Here is a 21927-nt window from a genome sequence, read left to right on the forward strand (position 1 = left end):
TGATAAAAATACTGTAAAATTGGCTGCAAACCATATGAAAAAGGCTGCCCACACGGACAGCCTTTTCCCATTGATTCTTATGCTCTTTTAAACGGCCACCAGTTTGCCTGCCCGAAGTTTTTCACGAGAACAGGAATAAACAGCGGCAGCATGACAAACGCATATAAGAAGAGGCCAACTAAAATAATCGATGCAATCTGGAGCAGTGACATCATTCCAGATGGCATCATCGCGGCGAATGTTCCGCCAAGGATGACGGCAGCGGAAATGATGACCGTGCCCATTTTTTTCATTGAGAGAAGCATGGCATCAGATACTGAAAGCTCCTTATATTCGTTGAATCGATCCATCAGGAAGATACTGTAATCGACGCCTAGTGCAACGAGAATGACAAAGGCGAAGAACGGAACAGCCCAGCTGATTCCTGAGTATCCAAGAATATTCACGAAGATAGTCTCATTGATTGCCATCGAAGTATAATACGTTAAAATCAATGATCCAATAATGTAAATCGGCATGATCAGTGAACGGAACAGGAACACAAGAATGATGCCAATTCCTAAGAGCATCAGCACGACTGTGCGCGAATAATCCTGATCTGACAATGCATCAAGATCAGCATTCGTGCTCGTGATTCCACCTACGGCAACATCAGCATTCTCAAGCTTCGTGCCCTTTGTTGCCCGGTCTACAGCTGCCTTGATTTCATCCACCTGGGCAATCGCTTCATTTGAATAAGGATTCGCCTCAAATATAACGTCCATCGTCATGACTTTGCGGTCCTTCGACATATAGACATCAAACACTTGTGCAAACTCTTCATTTTCTAAAGCGTCTTCCGGCAAGTAGAAGCTGTTTGAGTCTGAGTTCGACAGGCCTGCGAGATATTCCTGCGCTGAACCAAGACCTTCAGATACTTGATTCAACCCGTCAGCACTTTGAGAGAGCCCATCAGTCAGCTGGCTCAACTGGCCGCCCAGCCCTCCAAAACCAGCAAGGAGCTGCTGCTGGCCAGCATTGATTCCTGTCAATCCATTCGTCAATTTAGGGAAGTTGTCAACAAATTGCCCCTGGCCGTTTGCCAGCTGGTCCAAGCCTTGCTGCTGTTGTTCGATTCCATTGATCAGCTGCTGGAGTCCTGGGCCTATTTTCTTCTGTTCTTCAAGGATGGTACTGAATCCGCTGTTCGCTTTCTCCATACCATCAATTACCTTTGATAAATATGTGTTAATTTGGGATATTCCTTCAGAGGCTTCCCCCACTTTACCTTGAAGGACACCAAGACCGCCTTTCAATTCTTGATATTGTCCGTCGGTTTTTAAGCTCTCATCCCGAGATTCTAAATAAGTAAATAAAGTGTTATTTGTTTCTTCCAGTTTTGTTGATAGTTCGAACAAACCGTTGCTCACACCAGCGTATTGGCCTTCAAGCGAGACTAAACCACCTTGGGCCTCTATATATCCAGCTTGCAGTTTTTTATATTCGTTTAAAAGTCTCTCTGCGCCAGCCTTCGCTTTAGCCAATTCGGCTAACATCTGGTCTGAACCGGCAGAACCTTTGCGGATTCCATTTTCGATTTTCGCAAGGTTGTTCTGAATTTCTCCAAGTCCTGATTTAATTGCAGTAGTACCATTGATCAGCTCGTTGATGCCGTCTGCAGCACCGCTTAATTCAGGCTCTGATTTCGATAGCTCGCTTTCCGCTTCCTGCAAGCCTTCACTGATTTTATTCAGACCGTCCTTTCCTTCTCCAAGTCCGGACTCAAGTGTTTCAGCCTGTTTGGAAACGAAGAAGTCCTCAATTGGTTCTCCCGTCGGTCTTGTTACAGAGCGCACGGTCTCAACTAAATCAACCTTTTCTAACTCTTGGCTGATTTTTTCTGCGAGTTCAATGTATTCAGCAGAATCCATTCTTTCATCATTTTTCAAAATGACCTGGGTTGGCATGGATTCCCCTGGTCCAAAGCTATCGGCAATGGCATTGAACGCCTGGATGGAGTTCACATCGCCGCTGATTTCGTCCAATGAGTTGTAGCTAAGCTTCCCATCATAGGCAACCAGGAATGGTACACAAATTGCAGCTACAACCAGCAATGCCAGGAACGGACGTGCCAGTGAAAAGCGGCCGACAGTGCCCCACAGCTTGCTTTCACCATGCTCGGCACTGCTTTTCGAAGGCCAGAAAATCTTTTGGCCTAATACAGCCATGAAAAACGGCACAATGGTGAATAATCCAATTAGCAGGAACGCAACACCAATGGCTACAGCTGCAGCTGATTTATAGAGAATGAACTGTGAGAAACCAATCGCAGCGAAACCGATCATAACCGCCAGACCGCTGAAGAAGACCGTGCGGCCAGCGTTTTTATAGGTTTCTACAATGGCTGTCCCCACGCTTTCATGATGTGCAAGCTCTTCTTTAAAACGGCTTAACAGCAAGATACAGTAGTCTGTACCGATTCCAAACAGCACCGCAACAAGGAAGATTTGCGTGTAGTTGGATAACGGAAAATCCAGTTTATCGACGAGTACTGCTACTACTGATTGAGAAACGAGGTAGGCAAATCCCACTGTCACGAGCGGAATGACTGGCGCAATGACCGACCTGAACACGAGCAGAAGTACGACGAGGATAAAGACAACCGTGATTCCTTCTGTTTTCTTTACCCCTTCTTCTGAGCTCGTCATCAAGTCTTCATTGATCAGCCACTGGCTAGTATAGTAGTGATCGACTTTCACATCTCCAATTGTGTCATATAGAAGCTTGCTTACTTCTTTTGGTTCGCGGTCATTCCAGCTGACGGTCACCTGAGTCAAAATCGACTTACCGTCCTCAGAGACTAGCTGTTCCTTCAGGCTTTTTTCATTAAAATGAGTAAGGATATCCGTAATTCCAATCTCATCACTATTTTCTTCAAGCTTCCGGATTGCTTTCTCCGCTTCCTTGATCTCATCATCACTAAGCTTTTTCTCATTATGAAAGACTAAAGCGACCTTGGTTTCATCCCCGCCGCCTTCCTGCTTCCGTACGTCATCCATGATTTTACCAGCGAGAGTCGATGAATACTCATCCGGAACAGTAATCTGCCCTTTTTCACGAACTAATTCTGCCATGTTCGGGGCGGCCATAAACAGTCCTGCGGCAACCAATATCCACGCGATAATCACAAACCATTTTTGTTTAATTATGAAGTTCACGTTTATTCCACCTTACTCTTTCTTTCTAGTAAAATTTCATTCACTTTGTCATACGTCTTCAAGAACTGGACAATTTCATTCTGCTCGAATTTTGAAATAAAGGATTCCACCAGTGAGTGGATACGCTCCTCTGTTTTAAGGAACAATTCATTTCCTTTATCAGTCAGCGTCAAATAAACGACTCGGCGATCATTTTCATCACGTGTCCGCTGGATCAGCCCTTTTTCCCACATTCGCGTAATAATAGCTGTAATCGCACTTTTCTTTACGTCAAATACTTCAGCCAGCTCAGATGAGGTACATGTGCCAACCTTGTTGATATACCTTAATGTGTAGTGCTGGTCATTCGTTAAATCCGAACCGATTTGCTCTTTTACAAGACCCTCGGCAATTTTGTTAACGGAAAAGGAAACATTGATATAATGATCCACTAATTCCTTGATCGATTTTTCACACATATTTATATATTCACCTCGCAAAAAACTTATTCATTTGTTTAACTGTTCAACTATTTAACTATTAACCTTTTTAACTTTAATACGATTGGTTTTTTGTGTCAATATTTTTGAAAAAGAAAAGACTGCCCTTTTGAGGCAGCCTGAACTTTAAAACGTATTATAGATATTTTCGCATTCGGCTCCTGTTGGTTCATAAAAACAATGAAGTTTGAAGCGGCCTGCAAATGGCTGATTGTACCATGTTGGCGGACAGTCCCCTGGCGGCCTGAAATACCATAGACTGAATTTCGACGGCCACACGCGTTCGCCCCTGATCGCCCGTCTTGCGAGTCTTCTCTCGGCTTCCCTCGCCCGCTGATAAAAATATCCTTTTTGGACCGCTTCAAAGGCGTGCTCCTGGTAAACCATCTGCGGGATCGTCCTCAAATTTTTAAAATCCGAACAATTGGCTCTTATTCGGTTAATTCCTACATTTCCAACCATCAGCATTCCCTGCTGGCCTTCACCTTCAGCTTCCGCCCTCAACAGCCGCGCCAACAAATTCAAGTCCGCCTCTGTATGCTTTACTACTGCCATGGCATAACCTCCACCATTTTATTATTACATCATATTTTTCGACAGCTTGTGCTATAACTGATTTAATTTTCCCGCAGTAAACAGCAGCTGTTCCACTTCCGGCCTAACGATGTAAATCCAACTGATTCACCAGTTCCAGGTGTTTTGTCTATCGGCCGTCCTTGGATACTCCTCCATACATCAGCATGAACATATAGGCGAAGGTATGCATATAGTACTTTCAAAGACGTATTAAGGATGAAAAAACATGTCAATCACAATTAACCTGTTTTACATCAAAGTGAACAGTATCTCAGGAAATGGTTCGATTACGATAGGTAATGGAATTCATAACAGTCATACCGCCAATGATAAATCCCAAGGAATCAATGCTTCTTATGGAGATACATCACCAGCCGAGGCATTAATGGAAAATGTCTATATAGATCCTGATGTAAACGACCAGGCTGCCATCGCAACTGCAGATTCTACTTATCAAGGGGTTCCCCTCATCCCAGTTGACGAACCCATTCTTTAATGCTGTTTCAGACAGCATCTGTCTATCCTGCATGCAAATATTTTAATGTTCTTCCTGCATGTCTGATAGCATCATTATAAAAATTAAGGAGTTTTCCGATGCCTTATCAAATTAATGTCTTCAACATCAAGGTGAATGGTGTAACGCAAAATGGAAACTTAGATATTGGCCCCACCGTCCACAATAGCCATACCGCGAACAGTAAAAATTTTGGTGTCAATTTTTCACTAGGTGATTTTTCACCATCGTCCTCATTATTGAATACTGCCATATTGGATCCTGATTTCAGCGATCAAGATCAAATCGCAAACCCTTCTGCTCCAATAGCTAACCAGATATAGACAGGGATTTCAAAACAAACGGAGGGCCGTCATGGATATTGATAAAGTAAGGAAATGGCTTGAATTGACAAACCAATATCAGAAAAATGATTTTTGGCGGAATCTGTTCAGTCATTCTGTTCCGGAAAAAATGTTGAGAGCAGACGAAGCATTTCCCCTCTATGATATCTATCAAAATCAATCCTCCGTTTGCATAGTCATCGAAATTTCTGGAATGAACAAAAATGATCTTTCGATTTCCTTGAGACAGAAATCAACTTTAGTGGTAAAGGGAAAGGCCGTCCCCCTTTTCCCGGATGAAATGACGATTAAAAAAGAACGATATTACGGTGAATTTGAACGGCTGATTCCCCTGCCCGAACCTACAGATCCACAGCATATGCAAGTTCATTTCTTTGATGGGCTAGTGCAGGTCACCTATCCCCGGAAAAATGAAAACCTATCTGCAGCCGATTATGATGAATCATTATTTAATTAGAATCCATTAAGGGTTCCAGTGGCTGATGGCCTGTCAAAAAGTTAGGATTACCTTCATTTATGAGACTGTGAAGCAATTCCTTCAAAACAATAAAAAATGCCTTGCAGCTTTTGAACTGCAAGGCATTTTTTTCTATGCTTTTAATACATCATGGTCTACATAACGTTCGCCATTCAGTTCACTGATGACATTAATGGCAACCTTGGCGCCATCGCCTGCTGTGATGATGGTATGCATGCTCACGCCTGCGCATGTTCCTGCTGCCCAAACGCCTTCAACATTTGTTTTACCAGCGGCATCGACATCAAAAATAGTCTTGATTCTTGGCTCTGTGCCATCCTTTGTTAAAAGGCCAGATGCTTCCGCAACATCGGTCATCATGCCTGTTGCCAGGATGACATGCTTCGCTTCGAATTCGCCGTTTTCAGTTGCAATCTTAACGCCATTGTCTGTCTTGCTAATGGTCGTTACGGATGTTTCTACGAACTCTGCCCCAAATTTTTTCGCCTGGCTGATTCCTGTCTCAACCAAGTCCGGTCCTGTAACTTCAGGTGTGCCGTAGTGATTTTCAATCCATGCACGCTTCGTTACGCTTTTATTGCTGTCAAGAACGACTGTTTTCTTGCCTGCCTTTGCCGTAAAAATGGCTGCACTTCCTCCAGCAGGGCCTGCTCCAATAATTGCAACATCATACATAGGAAAATTCCTCCTTAATTTCAATTCATTTCTATCATATCAAACTTTAATTCTGTATACTAAATATTTTAAACTAGGACATTAGCAGTGAAAAACTCATCATAACGGATGAGTTCACCCTGCTATTCTACTTTTATACGGGGATCAACGACACCATATAAAATATCTGCAATCAGGTTTCCGATGATCATGATCGTTGAAAAAAGCATCGTCAAATTCATGACCATCGCAAAATCTCTCATATTGATCGACTTGATAAAGAGCTGGCCAAGTCCCGGATAAGTAAAAATGGTCTCGACAATGATGGCGCCATTCACGATATTTACCATATCAAAGCCAAGGAAGGTGACGATCGGGATCAATGAATTTTTCAGGATATGGACATTGTAGATCCTTTTTTCCGGTACGCCGATTGAACGCGCTGTGCGGACATATTCCTTACTGCTGTTTTCAACAATATCATCTCTCAAAAATTGCGTATAGGTTGCTGTTCCAACCACCCCGAGGACACATGCCGGCAACAGAAGGTGATGGATTCGATCAAGCCAATACTCGAACGTTCCCTCTGGAACTGTGATATCGACTGAACCATTGGATGGAAACCAGTTGAGTTCAAAAGAAAATAGATAGATAGAATATACGGATACCACAATGATCGGGAGTGATAATCCTGTATAATTCACACTGCTGATCAACCGGTCCCCAAGTTTATTTGGGTTGCGGCCTGCATACTTGCCCATAAAAAATGAAAGAACATACGTGATCATTAAGGAAGTAAACCCTAGAATAAGTGTATTCGACATTTTTTCCTTTAAAATCAGTGAAACGTCAACACGGTAATAGGAGGAAAAACCCAGCTCCCCTGTAATAAAATGGACAATCCATTTTTTATACTCCACCCAGATTATCGCCAAATCATAGCCTGTGCCCATTACCCCCGGCATCATCATGAATAGAAAAAAAACGACGATCGACGTAAGGATCAGGCTCGGAACAGCCAGTAAAATTCTTTTTAGAGAATAGTTTAAAACGGTCATGGTGAATCCTTTCAGAAACCAGCTTCTTTTTGTTCCTTATTCACAAATTGAAAGGAAGGATTGATAATGTCTCTTCTTTTAGAAGTGTCTTCTTCTCCTTCTTTTTCTTTATTTTACCAATAAAATCAATACTTTCATATGCCAAATGTCCCTCGAGTTCTTTTTTCATCATGTTCGTCACGGCGATGAGGAAAAAGAAAAAGAACATGGTACTTAATACAATCCATGGATATTGAATCATAACTTTGAAATTTTGGCCAATGAGGCCTCCCCATTCATTAGAAAGAGTTTCTGGTTTCGGTGGTCCCGGGTCCGGGCTGAAGATTCCTCCCTTTGTCTGTCCCCCAAGAAAAACATTGAAGATGCCAAGATGCATCATGATGATGATGGTGCTGAGCATCTGCTGGACGATCATCAACAATCCAATTGTTCTCAGGAACGGCCATATATGTTTTTTCAGTACGTGAAAACGGCTGCCTCCCATTAAATAGGAGGACACGACAAAGGATTTGCTTTGCAGTTCTTCAATAAAGTCGATTGTCAGCAGCACTACTGCAGGAAAGGCAACCAAAATGAGGACACCAATCTGATAGGCAGCTGCTGTCCAGACTGGAATGCCTGTGTATTTGTAGGTAACGGGAAACATCAGGAACAGAGCAATAATCAATGCTGGCACATATCTGAACCCAAGGAAAAAGTCCTTAAAATATATTTTCATTCGCGGCATCCAGATAGAGATGATGATTCCCGTTAGAACTCCTGTAGCTACTCGAAATAAAGTAATTACAAATGTGGCGGCAATGGTGAATTTCGCACCGTACAAATGAATGTACATCATGTCATTCCCATTTCGGTCTGTACCGAGAAGATGATCAAACGTTGGTGGTGTTGGGGCCTTGCCAATGACTTGCCCCTGTTCATCATAGAGAAAAAACTCTTCGTTATATTCCTCGTCGCCATATAAAGGATACGCCAAACTTACAAAGAAAAGAAACAGGATCAACGCAAAACCAATGAATGTTTTTTTATAGTTTTTCATAGCTGGACCCCATTTTTCCCTTGATAAAAGCTCGTTGTCATCCTTGCAAGCAAATCAATGAAAAGAATAGGTGCCGCAACCAGCAAGCAGAAGATGATGACTTCAGGAGCATCCATCGTATAAATGGTATTCAAATCCTTTGTAAATCCCTGCATGGCAAAGATGTATTCAATCAACACGAGATTCGAAAGCAGCACCCATATCAGCGTCCTTAATTGAATGACGGCCAAAGGGAAAATGTTTCGCAAGATGTGCTTGAAATAGATGGTCAGGTTGGGCAATCCCTTTGATTTTGCAAAAATCACATAATCCTTTTCCCACTCTTCTTCAATCTGTTTGATCAAAAATTGCGCCATAAAAAAGGACGGCAAAAGAGAAACAGCTACGACAGGCATGAGATAGGATCTTTCACTCAATCCATAAAGCCTGAACAGTTTTATCCCCGTTTCTTTGTATAAATAAAGGACCACGTACTGGAGGACAAAAATAATCAACAAATCAGGAACAGCTTCACTGAAATTAATAAAATCCTTCACTCTTGACTGGATTTTTTTCGGAGTCATGATAAAAATACCTGTCAGGATCACCCCGCCTATGATCATCGCCAGTAGTGAAAGCCCCAATATATCCAGTGTGTAAACATACCGATCAGCAATACTTGTCGTCAGCCACTGGCTGATAATCGGTGCAGCATCGAAATTATAAATTTGCTGGATCACTTCCCTCATTGATTGGATAAAAAATTCCGGACCATACAGCAGCATACTGCCATCAACGTAAAAAAGCCGAGGAATCGATAAGAACAGGATAACTCCTCCCAGAATGCAAGCAGCTCTTATTATGTAATGAATGAATAACTTCATTGGCTGTCTCCTTTTTGTGATGATAATTTTATGTATTTTAACGAAGGATTTAAATGGATTGTTACATGACTTTTAAAAATAATGGTTAAAGAATTTACACGGGGCTGTTAAAGGAAAGAAAGGCGTGGTGAGTTGTTATGAGAGGAGGTCCGTGAACAACTCATGCAGAAAAATGGGCGGCGAGTTGTTATGAGAGGAGATACGAGAACAACTCAAGTAGAAAAATGAACGTCGAGTTGTTATGAGTGGAAGTACGAGAACAACTCGAGCAGAAAAATGGACGGCGAGTTGTTATGAGAGGAGATACGAGAACAACTCATGCAGAAAAATGGGCGGCGAGTTGTTATGAGAAAGGGTTGCGAGAACAACTCATGCAGAAAAATGGACGACGAGTTGTTATGAGAGGAGGTCCGTGAACAACTCGAGCAGAAAAATGGACGGCGAGTTGTTATGAATCGAGATACGAGAACAACTCAAGTAGAAAAATGAACGGCGAGTTGTTATGAGAAAGGGTTGCGAGAAAACAGCTCATAGTTCCATTAGCTGGCCCTCTTCCTGGTGCTTTCATAACCCTGCTTCATCCCATATTCTTAAGGGAATCTGCTGATCGTATTAGCAATGCATATTCTCTCCCTCAAAAATATAATCGCATGACCTGTATGCAAATTAAAATTCAGATATGTCTGTTAATATGTTAGAGTAAGGGAAAACAGTGAAAAAATGGGAGTGAATAGCGGCGATGGGAGCATTCTTTGAACCTGGCAGTGAAAATGTCTTTCAACTTTTTTCAGCTGTGCATCTTTTGACATTAGGTGTTTTTGCGGCAGTGATTTTGTCTATGTTCTTGTTCCGCAAAACATTAAGAAAGGAATATGCTAATCGAACGGCTCGCATAGCATTATTCCTCATGTTGATTCTTTCCGAGGTGAGTTTGCAAGTCTGGCTCTGGTGGAGCGGACACTGGACTTCTCAATATTCCTTGCCATTACATCTCAGCAGCATCAGCATAATCCTCTCCGCGATCTTACTTTTAACAAGAAATTATCGACTATTTGAATTTACGTACTTTGCAGGAGTCGGCAGTGCTCTACAGGCCATGATTACTCCGGATATTAGCCTTTACACCTTTCCACATTACAGATACATTCACTTTTTCGTATCCCATGGAGGAACGGTCATAGCAAATCTGTTCATGGTATTTACAGCGGGGTTCAAGCCCACCGGGAAGTCTCTTTGGAGGGCTTTTTTATGGTTAAACGCGTACACTTTGATGATCTTTATTGTGAACTTCCTGATTGAAGGAAACTATATGTACATTTCTGAAAAACCGGTTAATCCCTCTCTCATTGATTATCTGGGGCCATGGCCCTGGTATATTCTATCTCTGGAGATAATCACGCTGGTGACCTTTACGATTCTGTATCTTCCTTTTTGGTTGTTAAATATGAAGGAAAATGAAAAGGCATTACCTCAGGAGGAGAAGTAATTGCCTTATAACTAGAGGTTCGTTTGATTATACAATTTTTCCCGGTCAGAAGATAATGGCGGCTGCTCCAGCCATCCTCTTTTAATCAGGAGGTCTCTGCCTTCATCTGCAAATGCAATAATTTCCGCAATGAACTTAGCATATTTAACAGCTAAATCCGACCTCATTGAAACAGATAAAGCAGTTGCCATTGCCTGTATGCCGATTTGATTGGAAGCAGAGATGAAGAACAGCATCAGCCTTTCAGAAAATGGAGAGACCGTTGAATTTGTCACCTCCATTGTCACTGGGTGAATTTCAAAACCATCATTCATTTTCAGGAACTTATTGAATTGCTCAATCTTTTTTTGCGAAAGTTTTTTACCCTTAAATAGAAACTCCATTATTTCCTGATCTTTTGAAGCCTGCAGGAGCCCCATAATCAATACAAGACCAATTCCATTTCTTTCGATGGCAAAAAATAACTCAGAGAGCTCGATTGCGTTAAGCGGCCTGCGGTCACCAAACCAATTTTCGATCAAGGAAGGTTCTTGCTTCACAATATGAGCCTGTTGAGGATAATCCATTTTAGGGGGCCGGTCATAAATTCCTTTTTCCAGCATTAGATTTAGAGATTTTTTATAAAGACTTACGGTCTTCGCCGAACACTCACTATAAAAATCCACAATATCTTTCCTGCCCACCTTTGACAGAGCATCAGCATAATACACCATGATCATTTGTCCGCCTCTGTAAACAAAGCTTAGAGCAAACAAATCAGTAAAAAGGGCAGGTGCAGAAAAATTATTATCCTCATCAGCGAAGCCTTTAGGTAAAGGGAAATTCTCTGCATCAAAAATCTCTTTAATTTTTAGGACAAATTCTTCAGAGAGAGTTAATGCTTCTTGAACAATCTGATTAATTTCCGGATCATCGAGATGCTGGAGGAAATGTTTATAGAAGCAACGAGTTGCTGTATTCTGTATATATGTAGACCATAACGATCCAATTTCGGCACTGGTCAACTTAATGTTATTTTTATCCATTGCATCGAACCCCTCGTTATATTACTTGTTAGGTTGTTCTAAATCAGAGAGATTATTCAAGTTACATGACATTAACGTAAAGCAAGCTCATAGTATAAACGGATAAAAAAATCCCCTTTCTCGCAATTGAGAAAGGGGATTTTTTATTTTGGCTCTGTTTAACAAGGCTGTTGATTTTCGTTCCAGGCGCTTCGCTTTCCACTACAATCAACAGGTTTTAAAAAACAACATTGGGCTTTAACATAGCCTTTATTTTTAAAGGAATAGCCCTACAATCGTTCCAGTCAATACTGATCCCATTGTAGCTACTAACAATACCTTTAATCCAACCTTAGCTAACTGACTTGCCTTTTCACCATTGATCGCTTGTACAGTTCCTAAGATAATTCCGATAGAAGAGAAGTTAGCGAAAGAAATCAAGAATGATGAAACGATCCCTACTGTCTTGTGATCCAATTTAGGAATCATTTTCATGAAGTCCATCATTGCAACGAACTCATTCGCAGCAACCTTTGTTCCCATCACTGAACCTGCTTTAACGATTTCAGATGAAGGGATACCCATCATGAAAGCGACTGGAGCAAACACATATCCGACAATTTCCTGGAATGACATTCCTACTAATTTATCAAGTATAAAGTTCAGCATCGCAAGCAATGCAATGTAGGTGATTAACATCGCGCCTACGATTAAAGCAGTTTTACCACCGATTAAAGCACCGTTACCAATTGCTTCGAATAAAGACTTTTCTGGAATCATTTCTTCGATGTCAATATCCTCATCTTCTTCTTTTGTTACTGGACAAACGATTGAAGAAAGAATCAAGCCGGAGAATACGTTAATTGGCAATGCTACCAATACAAACTCTGCAGGCACCATTTGCATGTAAGCACCTAAGATCGAGCATGACACAGCAACAAGTGATGACGTAACAACGATGAACAAGCGGTTTGGAGAAAGCTTGTGCAAATATGATTTAACCGAAAGGATTGCGGTTGTATCCCCGAAAACCATTGAGTTAACAGCCACGAAAGATTCTACCTTAGGAAGGCCAGTAACTTTGGCCACTGCACCGCCAATGTATTTAATGGCTAATGGTAAAATTCTTGTATACGTTAAAATTGAAAGTAATGCAGATACGAAAATAATCATCATCAGTACGTTGATAAAGAAGTACCCTTTTGTTGACAAATCACCGAAAACGAATGCGATACCTTCATTTCCGAAAGAAAGAACTTTGTTAAAACCATCAACTATTGCTTGCAAAACCTTTTTACCGATTGCAGTGTTAAGCATAAACCATGCTAAAAAGAGCTGAACAGCTAGCATGATTCCTGCTGCACGATAGTTTATGTTTTTCTTATCGTTTGACATTAGCCAAGCGATCCCGATGAGTGCAATGATCCCTAAAATTGCGATTAAGATTGACATATTATTTTACCTCCATAAGCGGATATTAGTGAGTTATTGGCTACTATTTACTCTTTACTCAAATAAACATTTTCATCCGAAAGGATTTACAACAAATATGAGTTTTTACAGGATACTAATACAGATCCGTCCTCTCTTTCCACCGATTCGTTAACGCTTTCATTTTTTTAATCATTATTTCACTATAAATATATCACACGAACTGAACAATTGTTAAGATTGATTTGAACAAAAATAAAGCATATTTTTTACCATTTTATGAATTATCACCCTGACAAAAAGAATTCTGTTGAAAAGTCATTATTTTTTAAAAAATACAGAAATTTTGTAAAGTAATTATAGAGCAATTGTAAATAAACATAATATTAAATCATACTTTTGTATCACACGTGTTACAAACGTTCATTTAGCTCTTATAACGGCACTTAGTCTGATCATTTTCCCCCAAAAATAAGACTCGCTCCAAAGAGCTCTTGGCTCTCTCAAGAGTCTTAAATACACTTATTACGAAATAACATTTGTAACCAGGAATAACTAATGAGGTCGATCCTTTGTTACTTTAGTTTGAATGATTAGCGTAGGCGAATTGCGCTGCCAAACAAATACTTTCCTCTAGAAAGGCTCAGATAAAAAACAATCAACAAGGAATATGTTGACAGTTCAATTTTCCCTCTGTTACAATAAATTCCAATAAAAGCATACAAATTCGTTGATGAGAAAAAGTAGCGTTTCTTCTTGATCCACAGAGAGCTGACATTTTGGTGCAAGTCAGTGTTCGAGTGTTACGTGAAAATCCTCTCTGAGAAGCCAGGCTGAATGTTTAGTAAGCTTGGACGGGAGTCCGCCGTTACAAGGAACGCGTATGATTGTACGTTGCTAAGTGCTATTGATCGGATCAATAGAATTAGGGTGGTATCGCGGTTAACCCCGTCCCTTACTAGGGACGGGGTTTTTTGTATGTTTTTAGACAGATCATTGTTAAATAGGAGCGATATCTATGAAGGCTGATGAGAGTAAGGAAACTGTTGTACAGCGCGAGGACCGGATCCGTAACTATTGGACAAAGGAAAACACATTTAAACAATCTATACAATTTAGGGAAGGCAGGGAACCGTTTGTTTTTTATGAAGGACCACCGACCGCAAATGGTCTTCCCCATGTTGGCCATGCCTTCGGGCGAACAATTAAAGATGTTGTCGCACGTTACAAGACCATGAAGGGGTTCCAGGTTGAAAGAAAAGCTGGCTGGGATACACATGGCCTCCCTGTCGAGCTTGGTGTTGAGAAGCAACTCGGCATTTCAGGGAAACAGGAAATTGAACGCTATGGTGTGGAGCCTTTTATCAGCAAATGCAAGGAGAGTGTATTTACTTACGAGAAGAAGTGGCGCTCTTTTACCGAAGAATTAGGTTATTGGGTAGATATGGACAGTCCATATTTGACCTTAAGTAATGATTATATCGCAAGTGTCTGGAACATTTTAAGTAAGGTCCACAAAGATGGCCTATTGTATAAAGGTCACCGTGTATCTCCTTACTGCCCTAGTTGCCAGACCACTTTAAGTTCTCATGAAGTTGCACAAGGCTATAAGGATGTAAAAGATTTATCAGCTACCGTGAAATTTAAACGCCTTGATGCAGACGAAGAATATTTCTTAGGCTGGACAACAACACCCTGGACCCTGCCTGCCAATGTTGCACTCGCTGTGAATCCTTCTTTAACGTATGTTCGTGCACAAAAAGAAAATAAGATCTATATTCTTGCAAAATCTCTCGTAGAAAAAGTTCTTGGTGATCACGTAAGTATTTTAAGTGAGCATAATGGAACCGAATTTGAAGGAATACGTTATGCCCCACCTTTCAATTATGCAACTGTCGAGAAAGGACATTATATCGTATTAGCAGATTATGTCACTGAAGAAAGCGGAACAGGTCTTGTCCATATTGCCCCGGCTTATGGTGAAGATGACTATAAAACTGTTCAGCAGAATGGGTTATCTTTTATCAATGTTGTTGATCAGCAAGGTCGCTATACAAGCGAAATCACAGAGCTGACTGGAAGATTTGTCAAAGACTGTGACGTGGACATTATTAAAATGCTGTCGGAACAAGGCACCCTTTTTCACAAGGAAAAATACGAACATAGCTATCCGCATTGCTGGAGATGTGATTCCCCATTACTTTACTATGCAACCGATAGCTGGTTCATCAAAATGTCCTTCTTAAAGGATAAAATGCTTGCAAACAATGCAACTGTTAATTGGTATCCAGAGCATATTAAAAATGGACGGTTTGGAAATTTCCTTGAAAATCTTATGGACTGGAATATAAGCAGAAACCGGTATTGGGGTACCCCTCTAAATGTTTGGGTCTGTTCTGTTTGCAATCATGAGGAAGCTCCTGGCAGTATCAAGGAGCTGCAAAAACTCGCGGCAAATCCAATAGCAAATGATATCGAGTTACACAAACCGTATATTGATGAGGTACAGTGTTCCTGTCCGAAATGCAAAGGGCCTATGCATCGAACGCCTGAAGTGATTGATGTTTGGTTTGACAGTGGATCGATGCCATTCGCACAGTATCACTATCCGTTCGGAAATAATGGAAAATTCGAATCGCAATTTCCTGCAGATGTAGTGATCGAAGGTATTGATCAGACGAGAGGATTTTTCTACAGCTTGCTTGCAGTTTCTACCCTTTTTACCGGAAAACCATCTTATAAAAATGTCTTATCACTAGGACATATACTCGATGAAAATGGCCAGAAAATGTCTAAGAGTAAAGGAAATGCTTTAGAACCTGTAGAACTGATCGGAGAATACGGTGCAGATGCGCTTCGTTGGGCATTCTTAGTCGATAGTTCACCCTGGAATCCAAAACGCTTTTCAAAGAAGATTGTGCAAGATGCAAAATCAAAATTGATTGACACATTGGATAATACCTATAAATTTTATGCAATGTACGCAAAAATAGATGGCTTTGTGTACGATGGCCAGCAACCCGGCAAGAAAACCATTTTGGATGAGTGGATCCTTTCCCGTCTGCATAGTACCGTTAAACTTGTTAATGATCACATGGATCGGTATCAATTTACTCAAGCAACTCGTGAAATAGCATCCTTAGTTGATGAATTAAGTAATTGGTATGTACGGCGCTCAAGAAATCGTTTCTGGGCTTCCGGACTCTCAGACGATAAAATAGCAGCTTATTCAACGCTATATGAAACACTTACTACAATATGTCGCTTGCTCGCACCTTTTGTACCATATGTGGCCGAGGATATTCATTTGAAGTTAACTCAAAATAGTGTTCATTTACAAGACTACCCAATCTCAAATGAGTCATTGATTGATCTAGATTTAGAAACAGATATGAAAACGATCCTGAAAATAGTTGAACTTGGCCGCAGTATCCGTAATGCAAAGAACTTAAAGGTTAAACAGCCTTTACAACAAATCATTGTATGGCGCAGTAACGGCCTTCGCGTTTTAAATTCCTATTCAGGTATCATCAAAGACGAGCTGAATGTTAAAGATGTTGTTTACACAGAAAATCTGTCACCATACCTATCAACTAGTTTTACATTAAATTTCAAAACTGCTGGTGCTGCATTCGGAAAGCTGGTAAACACAGTTAAGGACTATGTTAACCACATGGAGGATGCGGATAAAAAGTCATTATTAGATCATGGTCAGCTAAAAGTGAATGTTACGGGACAATCGGTAACATTGGAGAAGGAACATGTAAATGTTGAATATGAAGTATCTCCTGGTTTTGAGATGGCCGGCGATGAACAACTTAAGGTGGTTTTAGAAGTAACACTTACACCTCGACTAGTTGATGAAGGTCAAGTTAGAGAATTAATCAGAGCCGTACAAGACACTCGAAAAAAATTAGATTTACCGATTGAAAAATATATCTCAATCAATATTTCAGCAACAGATGAGAGTAAAGAAAAAATCAAACATTTCGAAGAGCTAATTAAAGAAAACGTACTCGTTCACCACATAAGCTTTGAAACGCCAAAAAAACCTGAAAACCAAATTGATGTGAAATTTGGAGATGAGTTGATTAGGATTTCTTTAGGATAGATTTTAGTTTAAGTGAAAAAAAAGCACTGCCCGCAGTTGTATTAAACTGCGGGCAGTGCTTCTTTTTATTGATCTAATGTAATCATGAAGTAAATTAATAAAAGGTTGTTGAGCGACCTAATAGTGCTTTTTTGCACAAGTATATTAAGGTTATGGTCATATATCTTTCTTTTCTAAAAAGTAGTATAATGGAATTAAATAAGAACAAACGTTCCATTTAGAGGAGTGGATAAAAATGGAAAAATAGGAAGCCAGCTATGTTGCTGGGATTATAGACGGTGAAGGCAGTATTAACCTGACTCGAATGCACAAAAAGGAACATCGTCGGCCTACTATCACAATTCCCTCTACAGACAAAGAATTACTTGTTTATTTACAAAGCCTAATTGGTGGTATCATAAATAATAAAAAGAATTATTGCCCCGATAAACATAAAGACTCCTACACCTTAAGCATAAAGAAGAAAGAAATTGTCTTAGCCGTCTTAAAAGATGTTCAACCTTATTTGAGAATTGAACGGAAAAGGCTAAGAGCACTTTGGATTATTAACGAGTATCAACAGGTCACTCCAAGGAACGGGAAATACACCTTGGAAATGTTAGAGGCAAAAAAACATTTTGAGGAACTTTTTTTTCAAATTTAATCGATAAGGCAGGAGAGAAGCTGAGAGAAGAGCCTGAAAACGAATAGACGGTAATAAAATTTGATATAAAAAGTACTTAGTATTACCAACCTCCTAACAAAAAAAATAAAGCATAAGCTTGCCAATTGGCAAACTAATGCTTTAGGTCACACAATAAAATAAAAATCCACCAACATATGTATTGGTGGAGACGGTGGGACGTGCTATTCCATGCTTTCGTCATGGCACTGACTATATCTTGAACCTGGCTGGCAGGTCCTCCGGCGTATTATGCGTTATTGAGTTTTACCTGGACTCCCAGGCAGATAACGCATCCTAGTACTGCCACTTGGGCAGCCTATAAGTCGATACACGGCTGTTGGATTGCTCCACATACCGCTCGGCATTGCCTTATCGCTATTCACGACTTAGGTTTCACCGATAAAGCCGGATTTTCACTTGCGTGTTGCCACGCAAGGCGACTAATTACTAATCGAACCCACGTCCAAAGATATTGGCACTTAAGCTTCTACGAGTGTAGTCGGCATATTGGCGATTCGCTGGTCCTTTTGCCTACCGACAGGCGGCCGGCCAGCTAGCCTGGTTGTTCTCTTCCTTCATCCTCAGGCGGTGGAATCCGGCGTAGCCCACTTAGAGTGAGTCCGCTACCCTACCACATGGGCGATGGAGGGGCGAACCGCTATGCAGTATTAAGCTGCGAAAGCGAAGTTGTTGTTTTGTTTGCCAGTTATAGGCGTTGACGTTTTAACGAGGCCGATCCCCTCGACTCGCCACCTAAGCTCAAACTACCCCTGTCGAATCCGTAACGTCCCCATATAAAAGGTTGCTGTATCTGTGATACAGACGTTAGGAAAACTCGGAAAGCCGAGCATAAGTTATGTTGTCACTCGCTGGTGACAGTTTTTATTATATCACATTGAGTGTTTTTTTCAACTGGTACACTCTTCCTCAGCTGACAAGCTTACATTTTTTGGCGTTCGCGGAATGCACGCTCGATATCACGGCCCGCTTCCTTTTTCTTCAGCGTTTCACGCTTGTCATAGTTCTTTTTACCCTTACCAAGGCCAATTAAAACCTTTGCGAAGCCATTTTTTAAATAAATCTTCAACGGAACAAGGGCATAGCCTGCTTCCTTCGTTTCACCAATCAGCTGATTGATCTGACGCTTATGAAGCAGCAATTTTCGCGTCCTTAAAGGATCATGGTTATAGCGGTTCCCTTGTTCATAAGGACTGATATGCAGATTGTATAAAAACAATTCACCATTGTGGACCTTTGCATAAGAATCTTTCAGCTGAACTCGCCCGTTGCGGATTGATTTAATTTCTGTACCCTGAAGGACGACACCGGCTTCATATGTTTCTTCTATAAAATAGTCATGATTCGCTTTTTTATTCTGGGCGACTACTTTTCCCTCACCTTTTGGCATAAAAACTTCCCCCTTCTCTGTCATTTCATTTTAGCAAACATCCTCATCTCCCACAATTCCAAGCCGAACCTAAGTATTTCATGTTCGTTTTTTATAAGTTTCAGTACGATAGATTTCTGCTTCAGGCAAAAATCAGTATTAAAAGTCCGGCTTAAAATCAGGACAAATCATTATAGGATAGAAGAGAGCCCCTTAGCAGGAGCTCTCTTTTCAGAGTTGCTTATTTTCTCTTTTTTGATTTTCGTTTTGCGGCTGGAGCATTTTCAAAGAATTTCTTCTTTTTGTTCTTTGGTTTCGGTCCAGAACCAGAGCCTGAACCTGAACCAGAACCATTCCTGCCGCTGCCGGCTCCTCTGCCGCCTCTTGATTTTCCTTCTTCTTCTTTGCCGTGGCGCGGTTTTTTCTGGTTGCTGCCTGTCTTAAAGATTTTTGGCACAGCGGGACGTTCTCGGCGAGGAGTTCCCTTCATGCCGACTATCTCAAAGTCGATTGAACGCTCGTCTTTATTGACGTTGATGACACGAACTGTGATTTCATCACCGATGCGGAAAACATTGCCCGTCCTCTCACCGATCATTGCCAGCTGCCGCTCTTCATAACGGTAATAATCATCTGTCATGTAGCTGACATGTACAAGACCTTCAATCGTGTTTGGAAGCTCGACGAACATACCAAAATTAGTGACCGAACTGATAATACCATCATATTCAGTCCCAACTTTGTCCTCCATATACTCTGCTTTCTTCAATTCATCTGTTTCACGCTCAGCTTCAACAGCGCGGCGTTCCATGTTTGAAGAATGCTCGGCAATATCAGGCAGCATCGCATTCCATTTTTCCTTCGTTGCCTGATCCAATTTCCCCTCAATCAAATAAGTCCTGATTAACCGGTGGACAATTAAATCCGGGTAACGGCGGATTGGCGATGTAAAATGCGTATAGAATTCAGTTGAAAGTCCGAAGTGACCAAGGCTTTCAGGATAATATTTCGCCTGCTGCATGGAGCGAAGCATAACGGTGGAAACAACCATTTCTTCGGGTTTCCCCTGGACTTCTTCAATGATTTCCTGAAGCGCCCGAGGATGTACTCCATTCGCAGATCCTCTGACAAGATATCCAAAGTTCGTGATGAAATCGAAGAACTTTCTTAGCTTATCTTCCTTTGGATCTTCGTGGATACGGTAGATAAATGGTACATCAAGCCAGTGGAAATGCTCAGCAACTGTTTCATTGGCTGCAAGCATGAACTCCTCAATCAATTTTTCAGCTACAGAACGTTCACGCAGCACTACTTCCGTTGGATGGCCTTCTTCATCAACAAGTACCTTCGATTCCTTGAAGTCAAAGTCGATGGCACCTCTATCCATCCTCTTTTTACGAAGGATCGCAGCAAGCTCTTCCATCATTTCAAACATTGGCACAAGAGTTTCATAACGAGAACGTGTTTCTTCGTCTTTGTCGACAAGAATTCTGTTCACATCAAAATAAGTCATTCGCTCAGTTGTCTTGATCACACTTTGATAGATTTCATGGTTAACCACTTGTCCATCCGGTGAAATCTCCATATTACATGACAATGTCAGTCGGTCTACTTTAGGATTCAAAGAACAGATTCCATTCGACAAGCGGTGTGGAATCATCGGGATTACCCGGTCAACTAAATACACACTAGTAGCACGGTCCTCCGCCTCACGGTCAATTGGTGAATCTTCAGTTACGTAATAAGTAACATCCGCAATATGGACACCAAGCTTATAATTGCCATTTTCAAGCCTTGTCACCTGGACAGCATCATCCAGATCCTTTGCATCTGCGCCGTCTATTGTGACGATCACTTCATTACGCAGGTCACGGCGGTTGGCAATCTCACTCTCATTGATTTGGTCTGGAGCATCAATAGCTTGTTTTAATACCTCTGCAGGGAATTCGGTCGGCAAGCCATGTTTATGGATTACTGAAAGAATATCCACGCCAGGGTCATTTTTATGCCCCAGTATGGCGATGACCTCGCCCTCGGCACTCTTGCGGCCCTCAGGATAGGCAGTCAATTTTACAACGACTTTATGTCCTTCAACAGCACCCATCCCTGCGTCTTTTGGGATAAAAATATCGCTTGCGAACTTTTTATCGTCAGGCAGAACAAAACCGAAATGTTTGCTTTCGGTGTATGTACCAACGATTTGCGAAACGCCTCTTTCCAAAATGCGCACGACTGTACCTTCACGACGCTGACCGGAACTGTCAGAAGAAACTCTTACGAGAACCGTATCTCCGTTCATTGCATTGCCAGTTTCGTTTGGCGGTATAAAAATATCATCCATGCCAGGTTCTTCGGTAATGACGAATGCAAATCCTTTGGCATGGGCGCTCAGGCGTCCGCGAACGAGATTCATCTTTTCAGGCAGACCGTACCTGTCGCTGCGGGTCCTGACAACCAGGCCTTTTTCTTCCATGACAACAAGAGCTTTTACAAACTCCTTAAATGTCGAAGAATCCTGTATCCCGAATGCACTTTCAAGTTCCTGGACGGTAAGCGGCTTGTAAGCCTCGTCTTTCATATAATGCAAAAGCCTGTCTATATGGGCTTTAATATTCTCATCCATTTAAAAATCCCTCCCTTTA

At 41.3% G+C, this 21927-nt stretch carries 16 protein-coding genes, 1 other RNA gene, 1 pseudogene and 1 other annotated feature; of the genes and pseudogenes, 6 read left to right on the forward strand and 12 right to left on the reverse strand.

Going from position 1 to position 21927, the window contains the following annotated elements; all coding sequences use genetic code 11:
* Positions 1-77 precede the first annotated feature (77 nt).
* From AABM38_RS21150 to AABM38_RS21160, 3 genes are all read right to left on the reverse strand, one after another.
* Positions 78-3197: an MMPL family transporter gene (locus tag AABM38_RS21150; protein ID WP_423408138.1), complete on the reverse strand. Its 3120-nt coding sequence runs from the start codon at positions 3195-3197 to the stop codon at positions 78-80.
* 2 nt (positions 3198-3199) lie between these two features.
* Positions 3200-3655 (reverse strand): MarR family winged helix-turn-helix transcriptional regulator, encoded by a 456-nt coding sequence (locus tag AABM38_RS21155; protein WP_423408139.1) that lies wholly within the window; start codon positions 3653-3655, stop codon positions 3200-3202.
* Between the two features lie 147 nt (positions 3656-3802).
* A complete protein-coding gene (locus AABM38_RS21160; protein WP_423408140.1) occupies positions 3803-4231 on the reverse strand; it encodes a cell wall hydrolase in 429 nt (142 codons plus the stop codon).
* Between the two features lie 247 nt (positions 4232-4478).
* Here AABM38_RS21160 and AABM38_RS21165 point away from each other — a divergent pair, with 247 nt between their 5' ends.
* From AABM38_RS21165 to AABM38_RS21175, 3 genes are all read left to right on the forward strand, one after another.
* A complete protein-coding gene (locus AABM38_RS21165; RefSeq protein WP_423408141.1) occupies positions 4479-4748 on the forward strand; it encodes a spore germination protein in 270 nt (89 codons plus the stop codon).
* Positions 4749-4846: 98 nt separating this feature from the next.
* Positions 4847-5089 carry a spore germination protein gene (locus tag AABM38_RS21170; protein WP_423408142.1) on the forward strand — a complete coding sequence of 81 codons (243 nt, stop codon included), beginning with the start codon at positions 4847-4849 and terminating at the stop codon, positions 5087-5089.
* A gap of 31 nt (positions 5090-5120) precedes the next feature.
* On the forward strand, positions 5121-5567 hold the full coding sequence (locus tag AABM38_RS21175; protein WP_423408143.1) for an Hsp20/alpha crystallin family protein: 447 nt from the start codon (positions 5121-5123) through the stop codon (positions 5565-5567).
* 132 nt (positions 5568-5699) lie between these two features.
* On the opposite strand, the gene AABM38_RS21180 is transcribed toward AABM38_RS21175, so the two are convergent.
* The 4 genes from AABM38_RS21180 to AABM38_RS21195 all read right to left on the reverse strand — a co-directional run bounded on the left by AABM38_RS21180 (position 5700) and on the right by AABM38_RS21195 (position 9202).
* Positions 5700-6263 carry an FAD-dependent oxidoreductase gene (locus AABM38_RS21180; RefSeq protein ID WP_423408144.1) on the reverse strand — a complete coding sequence of 188 codons (564 nt, stop codon included), beginning with the start codon at positions 6261-6263 and terminating at the stop codon, positions 5700-5702.
* Positions 6264-6385: 122 nt separating this feature from the next.
* Complete coding sequence (locus AABM38_RS21185) at positions 6386-7300, reverse strand: ABC transporter permease (protein WP_423408145.1); 915 nt, start codon at positions 7298-7300, stop codon at positions 6386-6388.
* A gap of 40 nt (positions 7301-7340) precedes the next feature.
* Entirely contained in the window at positions 7341-8339 is a 999-nt protein-coding gene (locus AABM38_RS21190) for a hypothetical protein (RefSeq protein WP_423408146.1), read from the reverse strand.
* The gene (locus tag AABM38_RS21195) at positions 8336-9202 is read right to left on the reverse strand and encodes an ABC transporter permease subunit (protein WP_423408147.1); all 867 of its coding nucleotides are present in this window, start codon (positions 9200-9202) and stop codon (positions 8336-8338) included. The genes AABM38_RS21190 and AABM38_RS21195 overlap by 4 nt, the downstream gene beginning before the upstream one ends.
* Before the next feature lie 739 nt (positions 9203-9941).
* Here AABM38_RS21195 and AABM38_RS21200 point away from each other — a divergent pair.
* Positions 9942-10688 (forward strand): TIGR02206 family membrane protein, encoded by a 747-nt coding sequence (locus AABM38_RS21200; protein WP_423408148.1) that lies wholly within the window; start codon positions 9942-9944, stop codon positions 10686-10688.
* Between the two features lie 11 nt (positions 10689-10699).
* On the opposite strand, the gene AABM38_RS21205 is transcribed toward AABM38_RS21200, so the two are convergent.
* Positions 10700-11713 (reverse strand): DUF3231 family protein, encoded by a 1014-nt coding sequence (locus AABM38_RS21205; RefSeq protein WP_423408149.1) that lies wholly within the window; start codon positions 11711-11713, stop codon positions 10700-10702.
* A 255-nt stretch (positions 11714-11968) separates the two neighbouring features.
* Positions 11969-13144, reverse strand: a complete 1176-nt coding sequence (locus tag AABM38_RS21210; RefSeq protein ID WP_423408150.1) for a NupC/NupG family nucleoside CNT transporter — start codon at positions 13142-13144, stop codon at positions 11969-11971.
* 700 nt (positions 13145-13844) lie between these two features.
* Positions 13845-14082: a binding site (T-box leader), on the forward strand.
* Positions 14083-14141: 59 nt separating this feature from the next.
* On the opposite strand from AABM38_RS21210, the gene ileS reads away from it, so the two are divergent.
* Positions 14142-17234, forward strand: a complete 3093-nt coding sequence (gene ileS / locus AABM38_RS21215) for an isoleucine--tRNA ligase (protein ID WP_423408151.1) — start codon at positions 14142-14144, stop codon at positions 17232-17234.
* Positions 17235-17496: 262 nt separating this feature from the next.
* Positions 17497-17877 (forward strand): annotated as a pseudogene (locus AABM38_RS21220) (LAGLIDADG family homing endonuclease); the annotation flags it as partial.
* A gap of 469 nt (positions 17878-18346) precedes the next feature.
* On the opposite strand, the gene ssrA reads toward AABM38_RS21220, so the two are convergent.
* The 3 genes from ssrA to rnr form a co-directional block, all read right to left on the reverse strand.
* Positions 18347-18682, reverse strand: a transfer-messenger RNA (tmRNA) gene (ssrA, locus tag AABM38_RS21225).
* Between the two features lie 156 nt (positions 18683-18838).
* Complete coding sequence (gene smpB / locus AABM38_RS21230) at positions 18839-19306, reverse strand: SsrA-binding protein SmpB (RefSeq protein WP_079506883.1); 468 nt, start codon at positions 19304-19306, stop codon at positions 18839-18841.
* A 220-nt stretch (positions 19307-19526) separates the two neighbouring features.
* Positions 19527-21908 (reverse strand): ribonuclease R, encoded by a 2382-nt coding sequence (rnr, locus tag AABM38_RS21235; protein WP_423408152.1) that lies wholly within the window; start codon positions 21906-21908, stop codon positions 19527-19529.
* Between the last annotated feature and the right edge of the window lie 19 nt (positions 21909-21927).

This window comes from Heyndrickxia sp. MSNUG (assembly GCF_049532715.1).
GTDB lineage: Bacteria > Bacillota > Bacilli > Bacillales > Cytobacillaceae > Mesobacillus.

Excerpts from the sequence above, each read along its gene's own strand:
- AABM38_RS21155 (WP_423408139.1), bottom strand. The coding sequence starts at position 3,655 with ATGTGTGAAAAATCGATCAAGGAATTAGTGGATCATTATATCAATGTT.
- AABM38_RS21160 (WP_423408140.1), bottom strand. The coding sequence starts at position 4,231 with ATGGCAGTAGTAAAGCATACAGAGGCGGACTTGAATTTGTTGGCGCGG.
- AABM38_RS21165 (WP_423408141.1), top strand. The coding sequence starts at position 4,479 with ATGTCAATCACAATTAACCTGTTTTACATCAAAGTGAACAGTATCTCA.
- AABM38_RS21170 (WP_423408142.1), top strand. The coding sequence starts at position 4,847 with ATGCCTTATCAAATTAATGTCTTCAACATCAAGGTGAATGGTGTAACG.
- AABM38_RS21175 (WP_423408143.1), top strand. The coding sequence starts at position 5,121 with ATGGATATTGATAAAGTAAGGAAATGGCTTGAATTGACAAACCAATAT.
- AABM38_RS21180 (WP_423408144.1), bottom strand. The coding sequence starts at position 6,263 with ATGTATGATGTTGCAATTATTGGAGCAGGCCCTGCTGGAGGAAGTGCA.
- AABM38_RS21185 (WP_423408145.1), bottom strand. The coding sequence starts at position 7,300 with ATGACCGTTTTAAACTATTCTCTAAAAAGAATTTTACTGGCTGTTCCG.
- AABM38_RS21190 (WP_423408146.1), bottom strand. The coding sequence starts at position 8,339 with ATGAAAAACTATAAAAAAACATTCATTGGTTTTGCGTTGATCCTGTTT.
- AABM38_RS21195 (WP_423408147.1), bottom strand. The coding sequence starts at position 9,202 with ATGAAGTTATTCATTCATTACATAATAAGAGCTGCTTGCATTCTGGGA.
- AABM38_RS21200 (WP_423408148.1), top strand. The coding sequence starts at position 9,942 with ATGGGAGCATTCTTTGAACCTGGCAGTGAAAATGTCTTTCAACTTTTT.
- AABM38_RS21205 (WP_423408149.1), bottom strand. The coding sequence starts at position 11,713 with ATGGATAAAAATAACATTAAGTTGACCAGTGCCGAAATTGGATCGTTA.
- AABM38_RS21210 (WP_423408150.1), bottom strand. The coding sequence starts at position 13,144 with ATGTCAATCTTAATCGCAATTTTAGGGATCATTGCACTCATCGGGATC.
- ileS (WP_423408151.1), top strand. The coding sequence starts at position 14,142 with ATGAAGGCTGATGAGAGTAAGGAAACTGTTGTACAGCGCGAGGACCGG.
- smpB (WP_079506883.1), bottom strand. The coding sequence starts at position 19,306 with ATGCCAAAAGGTGAGGGAAAAGTAGTCGCCCAGAATAAAAAAGCGAAT.
- rnr (WP_423408152.1), bottom strand. The coding sequence starts at position 21,908 with ATGGATGAGAATATTAAAGCCCATATAGACAGGCTTTTGCATTATATG.